Below are 17608 nucleotides of genomic sequence, written 5' to 3' on the forward strand. Positions count from 1 at the left end.
TCCCGTTATTTCTGATAGTAAAGCGGTATTAGCCACTAAAGAAGAATTGGCTGCAATCCCAGAAACTGGCAACGGCATTGACGGGGTTAAGTATGAAGTCAAAACCCGTACCGGTAAGATCATTTTATCTAATGAAATCCTTGATGATTCCGCGGTAGATCTATCTTCAATCATTAGCGATCAACTCAAACGGTTAGTCTTGAACACTAACAACGCCCAAATCTCGACTATCTTAAGCGGTTTGACCGCTACCCCAGTCACCACCATGGACGATATTATTAAAGCCTATGACGGTAAACTTGATCCTAATTTCAAAGAGATTGCGGTTACTAATATGACCGGTTTGGCTTACTTGGACACTTTGAAGTATGAAGATGGTCACTTTATGTTGATGGACAGCGTATCTAGTCCTAGTGGTAAAACTATTTTTGGTTTACCTTTGTTAGTGCTTAACGATAAGTTCCTAGCTGGTACACCATTGTTTATTGGCTCATTGCGTGAAGCGGTGGCCGTAATTACCAGAAACAATCTAGAAATTAAGTATGATGTATTTGATAACTATGGAACTGCATTCGCTGCAATCTTAAGAACTGATTATCAATTACTTAATCCGGACGCAATGTTAAATTTAACCTTGCCAGCAGGAACAGCAACCACCAAAGCTAGTACCAAGAAATAAATAGTTGAATTGCCTACCATGTAAGAATGGTGGGCTTTTTGTTTGGCATGACGTTATATAGGCGCATTCTGACGCACGGTTTAAAAGTGGGGTGGTTAGTTTGTGGGTTTGGGTGGCTCTAATATTATAGTAGTAATGCCAAAACAAAACCCCTCGACCAAATAGGCGAGGGGGAATCAAAAAGCACTACTTCTTCAAACGAGCAGCGGTTAATCGCTGCAACTAATTTTAACATCACAATTGGCAAACAACCAGCAAGCATTTAGACAAATAAAAAACTGTTACCCAAAAGGATAACAGCACATACACGCCCCGCACGGTCTATATTAAATTGGTATACCTAATATACTGGTTGCCAAAATGGTTGCCATTGATTAGCAATTATTGGCCTTTGTTGGCAATTCTAAAAAACAGAAATGCCTTTATACCAGTAGTTTAACCGCCGTTACGATTTATTAAAAGCTATAAAATGGAGTCGGCGGGCTTTTTCGATGTTGATAGACCGGTGGTTATAAGGGTTTTGCGCAAAAAACGTGCATGAAAGTTTTATTATTTTAACGAAATCAGGCAAAATTTTTATTGGTTTGAGAATGTGGAGTGTCGGGGTTGTCCATCTTGTCTAGTACGGCCTCAATTTCATTATCGGACTGAACCTTGTACTCATCGATCAAGTATGAGTACACTCGACTAGTAGTAGCAATATCAGAATGCCCCAAACGCTTAGAAATTACATATAGATCAATATGGTTAGCTAACAGGTAAGCGACGTGAGTATGGCGCAAAGAGTGGAAGTGAAATCCCGCTCGCTTAATTTCAGCTTTCTTCATAATATTTCTCAAGACTTTATTGGCTGCGTCAGAGGTCGGAACGTTCTTCGTCTGATTTAAAAAAACTTGGTCATTCTCAGAGGGATTATAAGCTAGCCTTAATTGGTTCAAAGTATCTAACAAGGTTTGATTAATTCTAATAGTTCGTTTAGATGATTCATTTTTTGTTGGAATAAATTCACGTTTATCAGCGTCCCATGACCGTTTGACAGATATAGTTTTAAAATTCCAGTTTATATCTTGCCATTGCAACCCTTGAATTTCACCTAAGCGCATTCCGGTGTAGATGGCTACCAGGATCATGAATGGGGACGTGTAATTTACATTCAAGTTGTTCAAAATGTAATCAGCCATTTTGTTCATATCCTCGATACTAAGATATTCAATTTTTTGGCTACGGTCCTTATTAAAAACGACTTCTACATTTTTGGTGAAGTCTTTTTTTATGTCATTATCATAGACGGCATTATCAATACAAGAACGGACCAAACTATTCAGTTTAGTCATGGTTGACTTAGCGTGGTTTTTACCATAATCATTTAAGAATTCTTGATACTTTTTCCGGGTTATTTTGTCCACAGGAATATTTTTAAAGTATTCTTCGAGAATCCTGTAAGTGTGTTTATAAGTTGTATAGGTTCTTGAGTTAACGTTTTTTTCTTTAAAAAGTTCAAACCAATTCCAAAAGTATTCAGGGAATGGGGTGGACTTAGTAATGAGTTCATCGTTATTAACGTCTCGCTGCATGTCTGTTCCATAAATTTCAGCTTCTTTTTTTGTGTTAAATCCACCTTTAGTTTTAGTACGCCAATCGCCATTTTTATCTTTATAAGAAACTCTGACTTGCCACTTTTTACCACGTTTAGTTATTGATGCCATACTATTATCTCCAATCGTTAAGTTTTAGGGTTGAAATTAACGCTCATTTGGGGCACATATGTTCTTTTGGGTTTAAAAATAAAACCCCAATAAGGGGGTTATTAAAACAACGCGATTATTGAAATTATCATGGATACTGTTCCGATAAAAATGGTTCCCCACAAATACCTTCGAGTCTCTTTTTGTTCTTTATCGCGTTCCTGATTATTTTTCATAACAATATTTTCAATTTTTTCTGGTAAAGAATCGAATTTATCATTAATATTATCGAATCTAGCGTCGATTTTGTTGAAACGACTGTTCATCTTAATTTCTAGTTCATTAATTTTTGAATTGGTTTCAGTAAATTGGTTTTTAACTTTTAAATCTTGTTTTTCTAATTCACTTTGAAGTTCTCTATGTGTTACATAATCTTCCATATTTCCGCCTCCATTGCCATTATTGTATTTTTCTTCATTATCAATGGTTTGGGTATAATGGTCAACAGTTGGAAGAGGGGAGGTTTTAAATTTATCATCTGAAACTATATGTAAACCATTGGGATTGTCCATTTTACTTACCATCCTCTAGTTTTATTTTCACTAAGAAATCAAAAGAAAAGAAATTATCAGTAGTCAAATTGTTATTTATTTCTATTGAGCATTCAATATTAAAATAATAATTCACTAATGGTTTGGATAAATCAAAAGAATATATAATATTATCTCTAAATGGATTAAGTTCCACTGTAAATTTAACAGGCTCCGAAAATTGAGGCATTTCAGAAATTAGTGCTTCTTTTTTGTCCAATGGATAACTCTTATACTTATATTCATCATTGGATGTAGAAACATTTTGAATTAAATTTAGTTGTACGAACAATTTATTGTCTTTTCCAAAAATCAGTTCCTTATCGCCAATGTATATATTTTGTAAGTTTGAAGTTAAAATTCCTGAAAAGGTAAGACGATCATTTTTATTGTCTATAGTAATGGGATGGAAATTATCAGGATTTAGATCATTAATCGTTAGTGCATTTATGAAAAAGGATTTTATTGGGAACAAATTGCCACTTCCTGACTATCATATTTTAATTCCCGCCAGCAGAATCGAACTGCTGCCAGTCACCAGAGCGGGGGGAAGTTTAATATTCAAATTTCCATGAATGGTAGTTCTTACCGGTATTCTTATAAGTAAATCCTTTACCACTATCTAAGTACCATTCAGTATTTTTGTATACCTTAGTGCCGTGTTTTAAAACAACGTTTTTATCTGTTGGTTTAAACTTAGAAAAAATGCCATCGCTTCCACTACGAGACGCATTATATGGTCTAATATCATGCAGGGAATCATTTAAGTAATATGTTTTGCCATCTACTTTAACGAGGATAACATCGTATGGAGAATCAGCAGAAGGCCACTTAGCATAAACTTTTTTCTTGTAATTAGTTAATTTATAGTCAGGTTCTTCCAAACTATCCTTGGCGTCGTTGAAATTCTTATATAGATCAGCTTCATCAGTGTACATATCTAGGTAAGCTCTGCGCCAGGCATTATAGAAAAAGTCGTCACTGTCAGCAACGGTATAGCCTTTAAGTGGTTTAGGCTTTACATATTTTTTCCAATAAGTTACCTCACCCATTATTTTATAGTTAACTAAATAGGTTTTTCCGTTTTTATGTTTCATTTTCCACATGCGGCTACTTTGAAATCCATATTTAGCTAAAGCATTAAAAGTGTAGGTTGCTTTCGTTACCTTAGAAAAGGCTAGCTTCTTCCATCCAGACCAGCTACTTTTGTAAAAAGTTTTTCCATTATAGGAAACTGAGTATGTATTAACCTTCATCTCACTCCCATTTGGAGCATAGTAAGTTCCTCTCCAACTTTTAGGAGTGTAATAATGAATTGTTTTTGCGTTTGCTGTTAAATTCGAAATAGCCATAAAACCGCAGAATGACAGCGCAGAAATCCCGGTAATTACTAAGTGTTTTAACTTCATGGTAAATCCTCCAATGTTCCGGCCCCTCAACCGGATATGTAGTCAGCTTTTAAAGTCATCAGAATTTGGACAGCAAATTTATCAGCTTTCACTAGAGATTAACTTATTAAATCTACAAATTTCCAAATACAAAATGCAAATAGTATAAGCATCAAAAAAGAAAATTTAGTAGAAAACATTATAGTAATAATTGCTCCGGCACAAATAGCCCAAAACCAAGGATGTCCATTTTTTTGTGGTACAGATTCTTGTTCATTGTTTGCCTTATCAATTTTAATTTCGTTTTCTGAATTATTTTTTATACTTTTTGATGTTGCTTTTTCATTCTCTCCAAATCTAGGTGCAGGAGTTTGCACAGTTGTTTGTTTGTAAACCTTGTTGTAAACAGACTTCTTGGGGTCGGTAATCATGCCGGTACCTTTTTTACCATAATAGGGGTTTACGCTTCTCTTAAGTTCTCTTTTTAATTTGCCGGTAGTGCTTGCCTTAAATGATTTCTTTAAGCTAGGCTTTCTATAACCAATTTTCATTCAATTACCACCTTTACTAAATAAAAAACCGATAAACAGGTTTTTATTCTTCGGGATATCCGTAAGCATGAACTAAGTCACTTCGATATTCTGGACCAACACCATTTTCTTCTACATATAGTAAGGCAAGTAGGCCGCTAGCAAACTCACTAGCTTGTAGCTCTAGCGGACCATAGCTCAACCTTCCTGTATAGTAGCCGTTCAAATCAGCATGCATAACTACATGGCCAATTTCATGGGCTAGGGTGAAATATCTTTGTGGTTTATATTTTAACGACTTGTTAAGCATAACAACGGGGGCGTGTTCATCATAGAATGTTTTTCCAAACGGACGCTCTCCAAAGTTAACCCAACGTACATCAATATTTAATTTTTCAGCAATGACGAAGGGGTCTGCGGTTCCATACCGCCTTATCATTGTTTTTATTGTGTTCTTAATTAAATCATGCATTCATTAATAACCGTCCCTAATTGTGTTTATGACGATCCCAGAAAATACCAATCATGGCTCCTCGTACTTTAGCTTTTTCTTCCTCGGTTAAATCTTCACCGCCATATGTCATGGAATCAAGATTTTCATCTAAGAACTTTTCTAGGTCGATTTTATCTTCTTCATTAGCCCAACTAGGAGTAGGTGGATCATATGGATTAACATCATTTTTACTTAATTCATCAATACTTACGTTAAATACTCTACTAAAATTGGCTAAATCTTCTGCGCTTGCAGATGTATATCCTCGTTCGATATTAGAAATCACTTGAGGCGTTAAATGAACTAAATCACCTAATTGTTTTTGGGTAAGGTGTTTATCTTTTCTTAATTGTTTTATTTTATTTCCTACGTTATTCATGCTTAGCACCCCTTATGTATTTGTATTATAAACTAAATAACGGATTTCGTGATAAAAATAACGGAATTATGGAATTTTTTATTGACAATAACGTAATCCGTTAGTATACTTGTATTTGTAATCAAGTAGGAGGTGATAGATTGCAAGTTCAAAAGAATATCGCCAAGATTAGAGAAGCTAAAGGCGTTAAACAGAGTGCAGTTGCTTCTTTTCTTGGTTACAGTAGTCAAAAATATCATCGTATTGAAAAAATAAATAAGACAATATCTACTGATGATTTAAACAATATTGCTTTGTTTTTAGGAGTAGATATTAATGTTTTTTTTGATGATAAACTAACGGATTCCGTTATTAAAAATGTGGGTAAAGAGAAACAACCCAGCTAGGAGGCAAGAAAATGAAGAACTATGTTTTAGCACCAAAACCAGTATCAACAAGTATTACCCGAGACAAGTTTATCGAAGATCTTGAAGATCAAATTAGTCCTTTCTGGGATGGCTATACTGTGCTGTTTTTTATGCAGAAAGAAGGATTCTTGATCAAGGACAATTCATCTTACTGGTTTTACTGTCCTACTCAGAAAGCCCAAGAATTGGGGTTGCTAGAAATCGATGACAGTCAGGGCTTAATGTTCACCCCAAAAGGTCAGAAGTACTTCATGGATTACTTCGTTAGTAAGTCCTCACCAATTATGTAGAAAGGAGGTGCTTACATGCGATCTCGTAAAGAAAATATTCAGTTTATCAAAGCTAGCGATCCAACTACTAGCGATGCTGTTTTAAATTTTTTAAGTGATGAGCAAATCAGCAATTTAGCTGAAATTACTAAGTAAGAGCTTGGTAATGAAATAGCCGAAGCTGCCTTTGCTTACTAACTTAATTATCAATCTTCAAACCGTTAAATTAAACAAACTAATTTAACAAAAGGAGGTGATTAACGTTGGAAAACGGAAGGAAACGATTAGCTGATCAGTTAGCTTTGGCTTTAAGTAAATTGCCTGAGGGTATCCGTAGGAAAGATGTAGCGGATAAGGCGCATTCGACACAAGCAGCGCTTAGTCAGTGGGCAAGTGGTAAACGTAGCGTAGATCCTCATGCTATTAGATTAATTGCACAATACTTACACAATCCAAAGTTGATTTACTCAGCTTCTCGTCAGGAATTTGAAACATTATCTTTCAAAGACGATGGCAAGGTAAAAGACGACCTCTTCGCCGCAACAATCGATCAACAGCAGCAAGAAAAAGAACGTATCGAAATTCAAGCAGCTGCGTTTGCTAGTGCGATTAAGCCTGACAGGCAAAAGACGTCCAAAGATTGGGAAAACATCAATCGTATGAACAAAGAGTTTCCAGAGGAGATTAGCTCAGAGCTAACAATGTGGTTTAGCTGGTGTGTTTACAATCACGAAGACCCAATGGAACTTATTAAAAAAGTTAACGAAAAGATTGGAGGTTAAAAAATGCCGCAAGTTTTAAACGTAACTATGCCGGTTCAAATACCAGATGACTACAAGCTTATTGAGAAATCAGAATATGACGATTTAAAAGCTAATGAAGTTCAAGGGAAGTTATGGACCAAAGATGATTTACGCAATTTGCTAGGTGGACGGTCATTCGATTGGATTAAAGAGCGAGTTCTATATAATCCTCGACTATCAAAGGACTATGAAGAAATGAAGCGAAATAAATTCATCATCGAGGCTAAAGGTAAAGGCGGCCGCTGGTTGTTTAAAGCTAGTGAAATGAAGAACTTCATTGACCGCAACTGGAATTTAATTAATTGGGAGGCGTAAGTATGTATACATTTTTAGGAGAATTATGTTTGTTTTTGTTCAAGGCATTCATTGCAGTAGCGATTGGATGGGGACTTCATAAGTATGTATCTCAATACAGTAGTTGGAGGGAATTATTCAATGACACCTTTAAATAAAAGCGCAAAAAAATACACCAACCGGGTGCAACCGATCGGTGTAGTCAATAACTTTTATAAAAATATTATTACAGTTAATTCTAAGCCAAAATTAACGATTTGGCAACGGCTAGGGGGTCTGATTCATGGTTAATTCAGGCCACTACAACGAACGTGTTAAACAACTTGATAATAAAATTCAAAAAGCTTTTGCCAAAGGTAGTCCAGATGGATACATCGCTGGACTTATGAATCGAAGGAATGTCTGGAAAATCCAGTTAGCAAAAATGGAGGCAATGAAAAATGGACGAAGTTAAAGAACGCTTTTTTATAAAAAATGATGATGAAGCTGATTGGGCGTTTGAAAAGTTAGCAGAGTATAAACACCAATCCGAACAGTTAGAAAGTCGACGAGACGAATTTGTTGCTAAATATCAACAAAAAATTGATGACTGGTACAACCCACAAAGCACTAGCGTTCAAGATCAAATTAATTATTTTCAAGGCTTGATTGAAGAATATCGGTTAACTAAGCCAGACGGTAAGGTCAATGTTCCGTCAGGTAAAACGTCCGTTAGAACTACTAAAAAGTTCATTAAAGACGAGAATGCGTTGCTAGCTTATGTTGAATCCAATCACCCAGAATTTATTGAGAACACTTCGAAAGTTAAATGGGGCGATTTTAAAAAGACGCTTAAGCCAGTAAATGGTAAGGCAGTTGATGAAAATGGTGAAATCGTTGAGGGGATCACTACTCAAGAAGAAACCAAAGTGACTTATAAACCTAATATGACAGTGATTGGATTACCAGAAAGCGAGGTAAGTGATGAAAACTAGTGAATCAATATCAAACATCGCAACAAAGTTAGCAACTTTTAGAACTAAAGTAGTTCAACCAACGAAAGATGCTGATAATCCTTTTTTTAAATCAAAATATGTACCATTGGAAAATGTTCAACAATCTATCGATGATGCGCTTCCGGAGGGCCTAACATACGTTCAGGAAGTTACATCAGATGGTCAAAATGTGGCCGTTTCTACTATCGTTTTAGACGCATCAGGTGAGTACATTCAATTTGAACCTTTCTCTATGAAAGCTAAAAAAGACACGCCATAAGACATGGGATCAGTTGAAACCTATGCTCGTCGATATAGTTTATCAGCGGTATTTGGAATTACTTCAGATCCCGACGATGACGGCAATTTGGCATCAGGGCAAGGAACTAAAAAGCAGAATCCAAAGCCAAGTAATAATCATAAGTCTAATGATCCTCTGGCAGATGATTCTATTCGATCCGAAATAACCAGTGAAATTAAAACTTTATCGCTAGTAAACGGGCAAAGCGATAAAGAAAATAGTAAACGAATAATGCTACTTTTAGGAATTCCTACTTGGAAAGAACTTACTATGCCACAAGCCGAAGCGATGAAAAAACAAATTAATAAGGAAGCAGCTCAAACTATGAAAGATGATATGGATAATTTGGAGGCAGCCGAATGAGACAAATAACAATTTCAGGAAATCTAGGAAAAGATCCACAAATTAATACCACTCAAAATGGAATGGAAGTAGCTAACTTTAGCGTTGCAGTTCGTAAGAGCCGTCCGGACGATGGAGGCAATTACGGTACCGATTGGTTCAGATGTTCTGTTTGGGGTAAAAGAGCCGCTACTATCGAACGCTTTTTCCATAAGGGTAGTCATGTAACCGTGACGGGGACATTTGAACTCGATGAGTACGATGGTAACCCACAACTCAATGTAAACGTGACTGACTTTGATTTACCAGATAACAAAACTCAGGCAAGTGATAATCAATTTGACAATGGTGACGATTCAATCGACATCTCAGATGATGATTTGCCGTTTTAAAAGGAGGTAGCCCATGAACAATGGTTGGGTGAAATTGCATCGTGATATTGTCCATACCAAGCTTTGGGCCAATCCTGATAAACTTCGATTTTATCTTTTGCTACTGATGAAAGCAGGGCATGCTCCAAGTAAGGTATACGGAGTTGATTTGAAACAAGGACAATTTTTAACAGGTAGAAATGCATTAAATTTAGAACTTAATGAGGGTCACCGTGCAAATTCAAAACACTTTGTATCAAGTTCCACTATGTATTCGTGGCTCAAGTGGTTAAAAGCTAACAACCTAATTGACATGCAATCGACGTCTGAATATACCGTCATCACTGTGTTTGAGGCTATTGATGATTCAGAAGCTGACAACCAACTTAACAACAGTTCAACAACGGTTCAACATCAACTTAACAGCAGTTCAACAACGGTTCAACACAAACAAGAACTTAAAGAACTTAGAGAAGTTGAAGAATCTAAGAAAAAAGATATTGTCGAGCAGCCACCTGAACCTGATCCCGAAACTCAAAAGCGCAACGCTATTACTCAACAAGTTATTGATTACCTGAATAAGCAAACCGGAAAAGGTTTTTCTGGAAAGTCCAAGGACGCCAGAAAGTTAATCAGCGGTCGCCTATCGGAAGGCCGAACCCTTGAGGACTTTAAGACGGTTATTGATAACAAGGTTGAGGATTGGCTTAACGATGATGAGATGGTCAAGTATTTACAGCCAAGCACACTGTTTAGACCTAGCAATTTTGAAAAGTATTTAAATCAAAAACCAGTTAACTCAACGGAGAAAGGATGGTTCGACCTATGATTATTGACTCATTGATGATTGAACGGGCAAAACAAGCGGCACGCCGTGAAGGTGCTGATGTGGACCATCTTCCAGACACGCCAGAAGGCATTGCTGAACATTTAGCTAAACGTGATGCTCAAACGGTTGCTAAGAGCCTTGAAGAAATTGCTGATAAAAAGGCTAGATACTACTTCGATAACTCTTTATGGAGCGGTGACGTTGAACTGAAGTTTACGTTTAGCGACTGGAAAACTGATAGTCAACAAAATGCAGAAGAAGCTAAACGATTAGGCAATCAAGCCTTTAGTATTGCTAAACAGCTTACTCAAGAAGATTTTAACGTGGCTTTGTTAGGCCAAGCAGGAGTGGGTAAAACTTCACTAGCGTTAGCGATTATGTATGCGTTGCAAGAAAAAGGAAAGTCAGTAATTTTTGTTTCGACCATGGAGCTGCTTAAACTGCTACAAAACAAATACGACTTTCCAGAGCTAGCAAGAAAAATTGAAGATGTTAAACGGTCAATGGTCGAGGCTGACGTGGTCGTTTTAGATGATCTTGGCACTGAAGCCGGTAAGAAAGACGGTAACGTCAGATCGGTTCATAAAGACCTACAGGACTTCCTGTATCAGATCGCTAATGCCAGGGTTGATTTTGCAAATAACCAGTCTAGAGGATCAATGATTATTACCTCGAATAACAAAGGCACAGAGCTAGTTAGAATGTACGACCCTAAGTTAATAGATCGAATTTTTACTAAGAATCCAGAGCATCAACTTAGTTTTGAAAACATGAAAGGAGTACGTAACGTATGAAAGTTAGAGCTTACGACGGACACTTGGTATCTGTTGAACCTAAGTGCCCAATGTGTAATGGAACTCACGTTTTACAGACGGGCCCAGAGTTTGAAATGACTGCAGAACCTTGCCCAGTATGTGGGCCAATCAGTCAAGAAGAGTCACACAGAAGAATTGAAGCCATTAGAAAGGAATGGGCGCCATATGCGCCTAAGGAAAAGGTCAATGTTTAAAGCAGTGGGTAGCAAAACACATAAAACTTATCTCGTGGCAAATACCTACGAGGCAGTTCACCGCTTGCTTAAAGATATGTTTCCGTCAGTGAAATACCCTAAGCGATACAATCTGGACCCTAATCGCTATGGAAACGGCAAAGTGATGAATCCAATTTATCCAGAACCGATGTACATCATTCAAGTAAAGGACGGGTGGCCAACACATGCCAATTAAAATCAAAGATTCAACAGTTTACGAATGTTACGACAGTGCCAAGTGTGAGTACGGGGATAGTAAATGGCAAGCTCTGCTTGAAGCTTTCGCTGGTGAAATTAATGATCTTGCCGATGGAACAGAGATGAGTGCAAATGACATCTTAAAGGTTACTGACGCAATTCTTCGTGGTGTCGATGTTGAGTTGGAAGAAGAAAAGAGGTACTGCATGGCTTTTGAAACGTACGACATTGCCACGAAAGAATTTCAAACAAGGTGTGCAGAGATAATTAAAGATATTAATGGATTCCCCTATGTATCAATGCAGGGATGCAATGAATTTAAAGCGACCAAAAAAGAATGGAATGAGGCATTTAAAAATACACCTTACTTGAATATTAATAATTTTGACTTGAGGGTTAATGATTTTAGAAAAGGTTTATGAAGATGACTAGTCCAACAGCTAATAAAATAATTATTCCCGGTGAATTACCTACGCTAAACGAGTATTCGGACGCTGAACGAGGCAATAAGTACCACGGAAGTAATTTAAAGCGTGCTAATACAGCTCTATGTTCCATGTGTGTTAAAGCAGCGATGAACAAGGGGTTAACGGTTGACGGTAAGATCGATATTCATTGCCATTGGTACATGAAAAATCGCAAAAAGGACAAAGACAATATCCGCTTTGCTATCAAATTTATTCAAGACGGCATGATGAAAGCAGGATTGATTAAAAATGATGGCTGGAAACAGATTGGCGATTACTTCGATGAGTTTTCTGTAGATAAAGAGAATCCACGCATTGAGGTAGAAATTACGCCACATGAATAAACCGGAGGAGGTTAAACGTTGTTTGCCAAAATAATTAGCCTGCAGGGCAATCAAGTAACCTTACAGCTAGATGACGAATTGAATATGGATCAGCTCCAGCGATTCGCCAATGGCAAGCAACCAACCGCTGAGCTGATAATTCAAGATGAGCGGTTAATTAGCCCAGACCAACGCAAAAAGATATTCGCTTTGATTCACGATGTGAGCCAGTTTACCGGATATGACGAAAGAGATACCGAGATGGAATTAAAGTATCGCTACTACGCTAAGACGGGCGCTGACAGCTTTTCAATGTCTAACTGTGATATGACTACGGCTAATCAGTTTCTAACGTTTATATTGGACTTCTGCTTTGAATGGGATATTCCTTTTAGAACTAAATTGTGGGATTCAATCCCAACCGATTACCACTTAGCTGTTCAGTGCTTGAGGTATCGAAAATGTGTGATTTGTGGCAAGCCAGCAGACGTTCATCACTTTACTGCTGTTGGTAATCGCAGCCGGAAGTTAGTTGATCACCGTAAGTTGTGGTTCATGGCATTGTGTAGGTCGTGCCATTCTTCGATCCACAACATGGGCGCTAAGCAGTTCATGTTAAAGCACCATATTCGGCCCGTTAGGTTGTCCGACGATGACCTGATCCGGCTACATATCATGACAAGAAAACGAATGGATGAAATAGATGAGGAGGTAGCCTATGACTCGTAATGCTTGGGATCAGAACCATATCAAAAAGCTTAAAAGAAAACTAATTCTGGATCCGGATACCAACGAAGTACTAAATCTTTCAGAATGCGCGTCTGAATTTGATATTGCTAAAACTACAATGCGTAGGAGGATTATCGAACTGCGAAAGGTTGGAGAACTTCCTAAGATCAACAAGCGTAACCAATTCGATGAGTATAACCGTCCATATTCTGATAGTGAACTAAAATCAATTTCTCAAATGTTCGAATATGGCTGTAGTAATGAAGAAGTTGCTCAGCGTTTCAATCGAACAATTAAAGGTATTTCATTTTTACGCAGTAAATTAATTCATCAAAACAAGATCAATTACGTTTGCCAACCGTGGTCTGACGATGAGGATAGATGGCTGTTAGAGCATATCGAGCTGGATGCTAATAATATAGTTTCCAACACTCAAGAGATCGTTAAAAGGTCAGAACGATCTAAGAACGCTATAGAACATCGAATTCATAAGCTAAGAGTTGCGGGAAAGATTCCATCAACGACTAAAAGAGGAGCTTCAGATCCCGGAATTAAAAGGTGGCTGGATTCAGAAAAAGAAATTAACCAATGGATTTTTTCAAACTAGTGGAGGAAGACGATGGCTAAAAATAAGCGAAATAAGGGTCGGACATATACGGGATCTACCGATATGAACGGACGCAAAATTTATGTAGGTGATTTTGTAGAGTACTGTAACACCGCTCCGATCGTTTCTATGCTTTATCGAAGTGTAGTTCAAGAAAAAGATGGCAGTTACACAATGGTGTTTGAGGGTGGACGATCAAAAATGATTCCCGGAAGAATACCGTATACGATCAATTACGGTGAGTTCAGTCGTGTAGATCCAAATCTTTTGACCACCGATAGAAAGTACACATTTATTGAATTGCCTAAGAATCCGGAATTACTGGAGGGGTAGTTGCGTCGTAAGAATGGCAATTAAATATCTATTTTATGGAGGAAATCATGTCATACGCCATTATCAACAAACGTACTAAGAAGTATGTATACGGAACTGACTACAGCCGTGACCATGTCACTAAAGATGGCAAGCATACTAAAAATCAATTTACATCATTTGGCAGTGCCATTGTGTATGCAGATCTACGAGGAGCAGAACGTGGTTTTGAACATCGTGGGTGCGGTCAGGGCTACGAAATTCAAGAAGTAAAAATCTTACCAGTAGGAGGAAAACAATGATTGAGTTAAAACTTGGGCTTGTTATTGTTCAACTGTTACTGTTGATTGCACAGATAACTTTAGGAATTTGTTTTATAGATAAGCAATGGGCAATGAACGTTTCATCAGGAATAGCTATCACTAATGTTCTAATTTTAGTAATCGTTTTGATCATTTAAAGGAGTAGAAATGGGTAAAAAATATGTATTATTGCTTTCTCCCACTGTTGACTATATAGCCACTCATAGCGGTGATACGCGTGAATGGGTGACCGATAGTCATCATATTCCATTCCAAGTAACTAATTATGATTCGGAATTTGCTTGGTTGATTGATCATGAGGGGACACCGCAATTTACTTCATGGCCTTGGAGAGACAATTACGCTTTAACACAACGGCAAATCGATAGGATTAACAGCCAATTTGGCTTTGATCTGAATGAAATCAAGGTAGCAATTTAATAGCATTTTTTTGTACAAAAAAAGCCGCCCCGGCAGGCGACTTAGTAGTTGTTAATAATCGAATTAAGTTACATCTTATTTTACCATATTTGTTGCTATATACAAAGACGCTAAATACAGGGGTGTAACTACATTGGACGATTTATCAGCAAGCTTATTTCCCGAGGTGAATCGGGAAGCAACTATTAACAACTGCAAACATTTTTTCAACGTAACATTTCCACGCATGGTGCGAATCAGTGGTGTATCTGTAGCCATACTTAAGTCGCCAAGTAGTGATGGAATGCCTAAAGCACAAAATACCGAAAACTCAATGGAACGGCGGATTGTTCAACGACTAACGGCGGAACAGATTGTTAAGCGGACTATTGAAGCCATTGGTCATTGTGATCAGCGCTCAAAAGAAGTATTAGATTTACTCTACTTAGAAGACTACTCCGACACGATGTGTTTTATGCACATTGGATATAGTCGATCACATTATTTTGATGTAGTGAAGCCAGAAGCCTTACTGCAATTCGCAGACTGCTACATGATGGATGATCTACATATCTATAAGGAGAATTAATTTGGATAAAAGTAAAGCTGCACAAGAACTATTAAACACGCTCAACGATGGGGCAAAACAATTACCAGAAACAGTTAAGATGTTCGTCCATCAATATCAAATTTGGGGGATAGTTCAATCCGTAATTGCAGGAATAATCTTGCTAGCAATCATAATTATTTTAGTTTTGATGGCTATTAAAGTATCAAAGGATGAATTTTTTGATTGGGAAGAGTTTGCTATTTCTGGTTGTATAGCATTTATTCCAATCGTAATTGATTTTATTTGGCTTATGGTTTCTCTTTATGAAGCAACTGTTCCGGAATTGTCATTAATACAATCAATTCTTGGATAAAAAACCAGACTCTGACCGGACTTTTACCGGACTATGACCAGTCTCACGATACGAAAAAGGGGATTATATTAGTAGCATCGAAAGATAAAGTTATATCCCTAGTTGTCGCTAGGAGCTATTAAGCCGGTTCGATTCCGACTGACAACATTTGCCAATGGCAAAAACTTCTTAGCCATGACCGGACTGTCTGACGGTTCGACTCCGTCACATGGCTTTGCTGCTGTGATACTACTTACTGATTTTGCATTACTGAGTCCTCCAGACTATGTTAATTTTTCACTCCTTTCTGAAATTAGATATATATATAAATACAATCCAGCAGCAGTGACGTGACCGGTGATAGTTGTAGGTTCAACTCCTACACACGTTATAGCCCCGCAAAAATAATCGAAACAACTCTAGGGGCAACATGAGGTATTAAACGGCTATGATAGCTTGCAGGCATTTGCCGGGTTATATGCAAGGTTCGATTCCTTGCTACCTCATTGGGGGAGCCACACTGGCGTCGGAATGCTGGTAGCGTGCGATGATCCCTTGGGTGAGCGACATTTTGATTTTAGTGTAGAAATCAAGGCAACCTCGTAAGCTGACTTTTGTCGCCAAGACCCCAGAAGTACCATGTGCTAGGAGCGGTTGCCGATACAACCAAAGGTTCGAGTCCTTTACATGGTGTAGATCATAAGCGATCCGAATAACAATCGAGGAGGAATCCCTCTTTTGTAAAAATTAACACGCTCATGGTCAAACTCGCTACAAACAAAAATAAAATAACGTGTCGTACTCATAAGCAACGGCGAGGTAAGGGACTGGGGACAGTCCTTTTTTGATATGATAGAAAAATCATAATATTCTTGGTAAGATAAATTAACAAACGTTTAAGGTGGTTATTAATTTGTCTTATTATGATATGCAAAATTATTCTTTAGCAAGTTCCTCAGTATTAAATGGAAATGAGCAACTAGAAATAAGTATATTCGGAAATAACAAACAACGGTGTTTTTATTTTATTTGGGGAATTATTTCTGAAGGTATTAACTATTTTGGAAATCTAATTGGATTGACGATGGAACAAAAAGTAATCGATTCTCCATTAAATTTTTATGTTCTTTATAACATTGGCGACAAAGCTAGGATCTATTTTTCTTCTGATAAAGCTATTAGGGGAATAAGTACTGTTTATTTTGATGGCAGTGTAAAGCAAGAACAAAGCAGCCTGAACTTAATGTCAGGAATTAACTTTAATGATTACGTAGATATAAATGTCAATGATATCAAAGAAATTAGTAATGAAATCGCCAATGCTGATGATAAAGATTTAAAAACTAACTCATGGATAGTTAGTCATAACGAAAGCTTATATTTAAGTATTTTTAATTCTACAAAATCTACGGTAATTAGAATCATTGAAAGAGGTAAGAAAATGCAGTTTAATCCTATATTTAAGGCAAGAGATTTAACGATTGACGATAAAATGGTATTTGGAATTCTTCAATTTGATGATGATCGTTTGGAATTTTTTAATAGTTTTATAAAACCTATCATTGAAAATGAGTTTAATTTGAACGTTATTAAATCAGGAGATATCTTTGATGCAAGTAGTCCTAGTATTATGGAAAATATTTGGGTATACATTAATACTTCAAAATTTATTATTTGCGATTTAAGTGGCAAAAATCCAAACGTTTTTTATGAACTAGGAATAGCTAATACTATTGGGAAACCAGTTATCACAATTTGTGATACAGACTCATTTGAAAAAGATTATGATGGTAAGTTACCATTTGATATTTCATCAAATACTACTATTTTTTATAAAAATACAGCAGTTGGTGCTGAAAAATTTAAAGCAGATTTAAAAGCAACCGTAAAGTCCGTTATTACAGGACAACCAGTAATCAAAAGATTAAGTTAACAGCCTCCGGGCTGTTTTTTTGTACTAAAAAAGCCAGACTAATTGTCTGGT

At 37.0% G+C, this 17608-nt stretch carries 31 protein-coding genes and 1 pseudogene; 25 read left to right on the forward strand and 7 right to left on the reverse strand.

Annotated elements, in window-relative coordinates; all coding sequences use genetic code 11:
- Positions 1-679: phage major capsid protein (locus tag FC56_RS03945; RefSeq protein WP_169790259.1), on the forward strand; the 679-nt coding region annotated here is incomplete at its 5' end.
- 563 nt (positions 680-1242) lie between these two features.
- Here the strand turns inward: FC56_RS03945 and FC56_RS03950 are convergent.
- The 7 genes from FC56_RS03950 to FC56_RS03980 all read right to left on the reverse strand — a co-directional run bounded on the left by FC56_RS03950 (position 1243) and on the right by FC56_RS03980 (position 5744).
- A complete protein-coding gene (locus FC56_RS03950) occupies positions 1243-2385 on the reverse strand; it encodes a site-specific integrase (protein WP_054669248.1) in 1143 nt (380 codons plus the stop codon).
- A gap of 101 nt (positions 2386-2486) precedes the next feature.
- Positions 2487-2936, reverse strand: coding sequence for a hypothetical protein (locus FC56_RS03955; protein ID WP_054669245.1), 450 nt, complete (start codon positions 2934-2936; stop codon positions 2487-2489).
- Position 2937: 1 nt separating this feature from the next.
- Positions 2938-3429, reverse strand: coding sequence for a hypothetical protein (locus FC56_RS03960; RefSeq protein ID WP_054669243.1), 492 nt, complete (start codon positions 3427-3429; stop codon positions 2938-2940).
- A gap of 79 nt (positions 3430-3508) precedes the next feature.
- Positions 3509-4363 (reverse strand): hypothetical protein, encoded by an 855-nt coding sequence (locus tag FC56_RS03965; protein WP_147649689.1) that lies wholly within the window; start codon positions 4361-4363, stop codon positions 3509-3511.
- Between the two features lie 98 nt (positions 4364-4461).
- Positions 4462-4893 (reverse strand): hypothetical protein, encoded by a 432-nt coding sequence (locus FC56_RS03970; RefSeq protein ID WP_054669241.1) that lies wholly within the window; start codon positions 4891-4893, stop codon positions 4462-4464.
- Positions 4894-4936: 43 nt separating this feature from the next.
- Complete coding sequence (locus FC56_RS03975) at positions 4937-5344, reverse strand: ImmA/IrrE family metallo-endopeptidase (protein WP_056978138.1); 408 nt, start codon at positions 5342-5344, stop codon at positions 4937-4939.
- A gap of 16 nt (positions 5345-5360) precedes the next feature.
- Positions 5361-5744 carry a helix-turn-helix domain-containing protein gene (locus FC56_RS03980; protein WP_054669235.1) on the reverse strand — a complete coding sequence of 128 codons (384 nt, stop codon included), beginning with the start codon at positions 5742-5744 and terminating at the stop codon, positions 5361-5363.
- Between the two features lie 140 nt (positions 5745-5884).
- Here FC56_RS03980 and FC56_RS03985 point away from each other — a divergent pair, with 140 nt between their 5' ends.
- The 24 genes and pseudogenes from FC56_RS03985 (at position 5885) to FC56_RS04090 (ending at position 17557) form a co-directional block, all read left to right on the forward strand.
- Positions 5885-6130 carry a helix-turn-helix domain-containing protein gene (locus FC56_RS03985; protein WP_054669233.1) on the forward strand — a complete coding sequence of 82 codons (246 nt, stop codon included), beginning with the start codon at positions 5885-5887 and terminating at the stop codon, positions 6128-6130.
- An 11-nt stretch (positions 6131-6141) separates the two neighbouring features.
- Entirely contained in the window at positions 6142-6441 is a 300-nt protein-coding gene (locus tag FC56_RS03990) for a hypothetical protein (protein WP_056978139.1), read from the forward strand.
- A 242-nt stretch (positions 6442-6683) separates the two neighbouring features.
- Complete coding sequence (locus FC56_RS03995; RefSeq protein WP_054669229.1) at positions 6684-7202, forward strand: helix-turn-helix domain-containing protein; 519 nt, start codon at positions 6684-6686, stop codon at positions 7200-7202.
- Between the two features lie 3 nt (positions 7203-7205).
- On the forward strand, positions 7206-7538 hold the full coding sequence (locus FC56_RS04000; RefSeq protein ID WP_054669227.1) for a DUF771 domain-containing protein: 333 nt from the start codon (positions 7206-7208) through the stop codon (positions 7536-7538).
- A gap of 120 nt (positions 7539-7658) precedes the next feature.
- Positions 7659-7808: a hypothetical protein gene (locus tag FC56_RS08115; RefSeq protein WP_156410659.1), complete on the forward strand. Its 150-nt coding sequence runs from the start codon at positions 7659-7661 to the stop codon at positions 7806-7808.
- Positions 7801-7971 (forward strand): hypothetical protein, encoded by a 171-nt coding sequence (locus FC56_RS08120; protein WP_156410660.1) that lies wholly within the window; start codon positions 7801-7803, stop codon positions 7969-7971. The genes FC56_RS08115 and FC56_RS08120 overlap by 8 nt, the downstream gene beginning before the upstream one ends.
- A complete protein-coding gene (locus FC56_RS04005) occupies positions 7958-8491 on the forward strand; it encodes a host-nuclease inhibitor Gam family protein (protein WP_056978140.1) in 534 nt (177 codons plus the stop codon). The genes FC56_RS08120 and FC56_RS04005 overlap by 14 nt, the downstream gene beginning before the upstream one ends.
- A pseudogene (locus tag FC56_RS08230) lies at positions 8481-9155 on the forward strand (ERF family protein). Before FC56_RS04005 ends, FC56_RS08230 begins: the two are co-directional and overlap by 11 nt.
- Positions 9152-9526, forward strand: a complete 375-nt coding sequence (locus FC56_RS04020; RefSeq protein ID WP_054669220.1) for a single-stranded DNA-binding protein — start codon at positions 9152-9154, stop codon at positions 9524-9526. The pseudogene FC56_RS08230 and the gene FC56_RS04020 overlap by 4 nt, the downstream one beginning before the upstream one ends.
- 13 nt (positions 9527-9539) lie before the next feature.
- A complete protein-coding gene (locus tag FC56_RS04025; protein WP_054669218.1) occupies positions 9540-10334 on the forward strand; it encodes a conserved phage C-terminal domain-containing protein in 795 nt (264 codons plus the stop codon).
- Positions 10331-11128, forward strand: coding sequence for an ATP-binding protein (locus FC56_RS04030; protein ID WP_054669216.1), 798 nt, complete (start codon positions 10331-10333; stop codon positions 11126-11128). The genes FC56_RS04025 and FC56_RS04030 overlap by 4 nt, the downstream gene beginning before the upstream one ends.
- A complete protein-coding gene (locus tag FC56_RS04035; protein ID WP_054669213.1) occupies positions 11125-11343 on the forward strand; it encodes a hypothetical protein in 219 nt (72 codons plus the stop codon). Before FC56_RS04030 ends, FC56_RS04035 begins: the two co-directional genes overlap by 4 nt.
- Positions 11336-11560: a hypothetical protein gene (locus FC56_RS04040; protein ID WP_054669211.1), complete on the forward strand. Its 225-nt coding sequence runs from the start codon at positions 11336-11338 to the stop codon at positions 11558-11560. The genes FC56_RS04035 and FC56_RS04040 overlap by 8 nt, the downstream gene beginning before the upstream one ends.
- A complete protein-coding gene (locus FC56_RS04045) occupies positions 11550-11984 on the forward strand; it encodes a hypothetical protein (RefSeq protein ID WP_056978141.1) in 435 nt (144 codons plus the stop codon). Before FC56_RS04040 ends, FC56_RS04045 begins: the two co-directional genes overlap by 11 nt.
- Before the next feature lie 2 nt (positions 11985-11986).
- The gene (locus FC56_RS04050; protein ID WP_082620573.1) at positions 11987-12373 is read left to right on the forward strand and encodes a RusA family crossover junction endodeoxyribonuclease; all 387 of its coding nucleotides are present in this window, start codon (positions 11987-11989) and stop codon (positions 12371-12373) included.
- Between the two features lie 18 nt (positions 12374-12391).
- Positions 12392-13081 carry a putative HNHc nuclease gene (locus FC56_RS04055; RefSeq protein ID WP_054669205.1) on the forward strand — a complete coding sequence of 230 codons (690 nt, stop codon included), beginning with the start codon at positions 12392-12394 and terminating at the stop codon, positions 13079-13081.
- Positions 13071-13688, forward strand: a complete 618-nt coding sequence (locus tag FC56_RS04060) for a hypothetical protein (protein WP_054669203.1) — start codon at positions 13071-13073, stop codon at positions 13686-13688. Before FC56_RS04055 ends, FC56_RS04060 begins: the two co-directional genes overlap by 11 nt.
- Before the next feature lie 12 nt (positions 13689-13700).
- Positions 13701-14021, forward strand: a complete 321-nt coding sequence (locus tag FC56_RS04065; RefSeq protein ID WP_054669201.1) for a hypothetical protein — start codon at positions 13701-13703, stop codon at positions 14019-14021.
- 47 nt (positions 14022-14068) lie between these two features.
- A complete protein-coding gene (locus FC56_RS04070) occupies positions 14069-14302 on the forward strand; it encodes a hypothetical protein (RefSeq protein WP_054669199.1) in 234 nt (77 codons plus the stop codon).
- Positions 14299-14460, forward strand: coding sequence for a hypothetical protein (locus FC56_RS08125; RefSeq protein ID WP_156410661.1), 162 nt, complete (start codon positions 14299-14301; stop codon positions 14458-14460). The genes FC56_RS04070 and FC56_RS08125 overlap by 4 nt, the downstream gene beginning before the upstream one ends.
- A gap of 10 nt (positions 14461-14470) precedes the next feature.
- Entirely contained in the window at positions 14471-14743 is a 273-nt protein-coding gene (locus tag FC56_RS04075) for a hypothetical protein (protein WP_054669196.1), read from the forward strand.
- A gap of 166 nt (positions 14744-14909) precedes the next feature.
- Positions 14910-15311: an ArpU family phage packaging/lysis transcriptional regulator gene (locus FC56_RS04080; protein WP_318635509.1), complete on the forward strand. Its 402-nt coding sequence runs from the start codon at positions 14910-14912 to the stop codon at positions 15309-15311.
- 1 nt (position 15312) lies between these two features.
- Entirely contained in the window at positions 15313-15645 is a 333-nt protein-coding gene (locus FC56_RS04085; RefSeq protein ID WP_056978143.1) for a hypothetical protein, read from the forward strand.
- Positions 15646-16537: 892 nt separating this feature from the next.
- The gene (locus FC56_RS04090) at positions 16538-17557 is read left to right on the forward strand and encodes a hypothetical protein (RefSeq protein ID WP_056978144.1); all 1020 of its coding nucleotides are present in this window, start codon (positions 16538-16540) and stop codon (positions 17555-17557) included.
- Positions 17558-17608 lie beyond the last annotated feature (51 nt).

Origin of the sequence: Lentilactobacillus senioris DSM 24302 = JCM 17472 (genome assembly GCF_001436555.1) — a bacterium.
GTDB classification, from domain to species: domain Bacteria; phylum Bacillota; class Bacilli; order Lactobacillales; family Lactobacillaceae; genus Lentilactobacillus; species Lentilactobacillus senioris.

Excerpts from the sequence above, each read along its gene's own strand:
- FC56_RS03950 (WP_054669248.1), bottom strand. The coding sequence starts at position 2,385 with ATGGCATCAATAACTAAACGTGGTAAAAAGTGGCAAGTCAGAGTTTCT.
- FC56_RS03955 (WP_054669245.1), bottom strand. The coding sequence starts at position 2,936 with ATGGACAATCCCAATGGTTTACATATAGTTTCAGATGATAAATTTAAA.
- FC56_RS03965 (WP_147649689.1), bottom strand. The coding sequence starts at position 4,363 with ATGAAGTTAAAACACTTAGTAATTACCGGGATTTCTGCGCTGTCATTC.
- FC56_RS03970 (WP_054669241.1), bottom strand. The coding sequence starts at position 4,893 with ATGAAAATTGGTTATAGAAAGCCTAGCTTAAAGAAATCATTTAAGGCA.
- FC56_RS03975 (WP_056978138.1), bottom strand. The coding sequence starts at position 5,344 with ATGCATGATTTAATTAAGAACACAATAAAAACAATGATAAGGCGGTAT.
- FC56_RS03980 (WP_054669235.1), bottom strand. The coding sequence starts at position 5,744 with ATGAATAACGTAGGAAATAAAATAAAACAATTAAGAAAAGATAAACAC.
- FC56_RS03990 (WP_056978139.1), top strand. The coding sequence starts at position 6,142 with ATGAAGAACTATGTTTTAGCACCAAAACCAGTATCAACAAGTATTACC.
- FC56_RS04000 (WP_054669227.1), top strand. The coding sequence starts at position 7,206 with ATGCCGCAAGTTTTAAACGTAACTATGCCGGTTCAAATACCAGATGAC.
- FC56_RS08115 (WP_156410659.1), top strand. The coding sequence starts at position 7,659 with ATGACACCTTTAAATAAAAGCGCAAAAAAATACACCAACCGGGTGCAA.
- FC56_RS08120 (WP_156410660.1), top strand. The coding sequence starts at position 7,801 with ATGGTTAATTCAGGCCACTACAACGAACGTGTTAAACAACTTGATAAT.
- FC56_RS04005 (WP_056978140.1), top strand. The coding sequence starts at position 7,958 with ATGGACGAAGTTAAAGAACGCTTTTTTATAAAAAATGATGATGAAGCT.
- FC56_RS04020 (WP_054669220.1), top strand. The coding sequence starts at position 9,152 with ATGAGACAAATAACAATTTCAGGAAATCTAGGAAAAGATCCACAAATT.
- FC56_RS04025 (WP_054669218.1), top strand. The coding sequence starts at position 9,540 with ATGAACAATGGTTGGGTGAAATTGCATCGTGATATTGTCCATACCAAG.
- FC56_RS04030 (WP_054669216.1), top strand. The coding sequence starts at position 10,331 with ATGATTATTGACTCATTGATGATTGAACGGGCAAAACAAGCGGCACGC.
- FC56_RS04035 (WP_054669213.1), top strand. The coding sequence starts at position 11,125 with ATGAAAGTTAGAGCTTACGACGGACACTTGGTATCTGTTGAACCTAAG.
- FC56_RS04040 (WP_054669211.1), top strand. The coding sequence starts at position 11,336 with ATGTTTAAAGCAGTGGGTAGCAAAACACATAAAACTTATCTCGTGGCA.
- FC56_RS04045 (WP_056978141.1), top strand. The coding sequence starts at position 11,550 with ATGCCAATTAAAATCAAAGATTCAACAGTTTACGAATGTTACGACAGT.
- FC56_RS04050 (WP_082620573.1), top strand. The coding sequence starts at position 11,987 with ATGACTAGTCCAACAGCTAATAAAATAATTATTCCCGGTGAATTACCT.
- FC56_RS04060 (WP_054669203.1), top strand. The coding sequence starts at position 13,071 with ATGACTCGTAATGCTTGGGATCAGAACCATATCAAAAAGCTTAAAAGA.
- FC56_RS04065 (WP_054669201.1), top strand. The coding sequence starts at position 13,701 with ATGGCTAAAAATAAGCGAAATAAGGGTCGGACATATACGGGATCTACC.
- FC56_RS04070 (WP_054669199.1), top strand. The coding sequence starts at position 14,069 with ATGTCATACGCCATTATCAACAAACGTACTAAGAAGTATGTATACGGA.
- FC56_RS08125 (WP_156410661.1), top strand. The coding sequence starts at position 14,299 with ATGATTGAGTTAAAACTTGGGCTTGTTATTGTTCAACTGTTACTGTTG.
- FC56_RS04075 (WP_054669196.1), top strand. The coding sequence starts at position 14,471 with ATGGGTAAAAAATATGTATTATTGCTTTCTCCCACTGTTGACTATATA.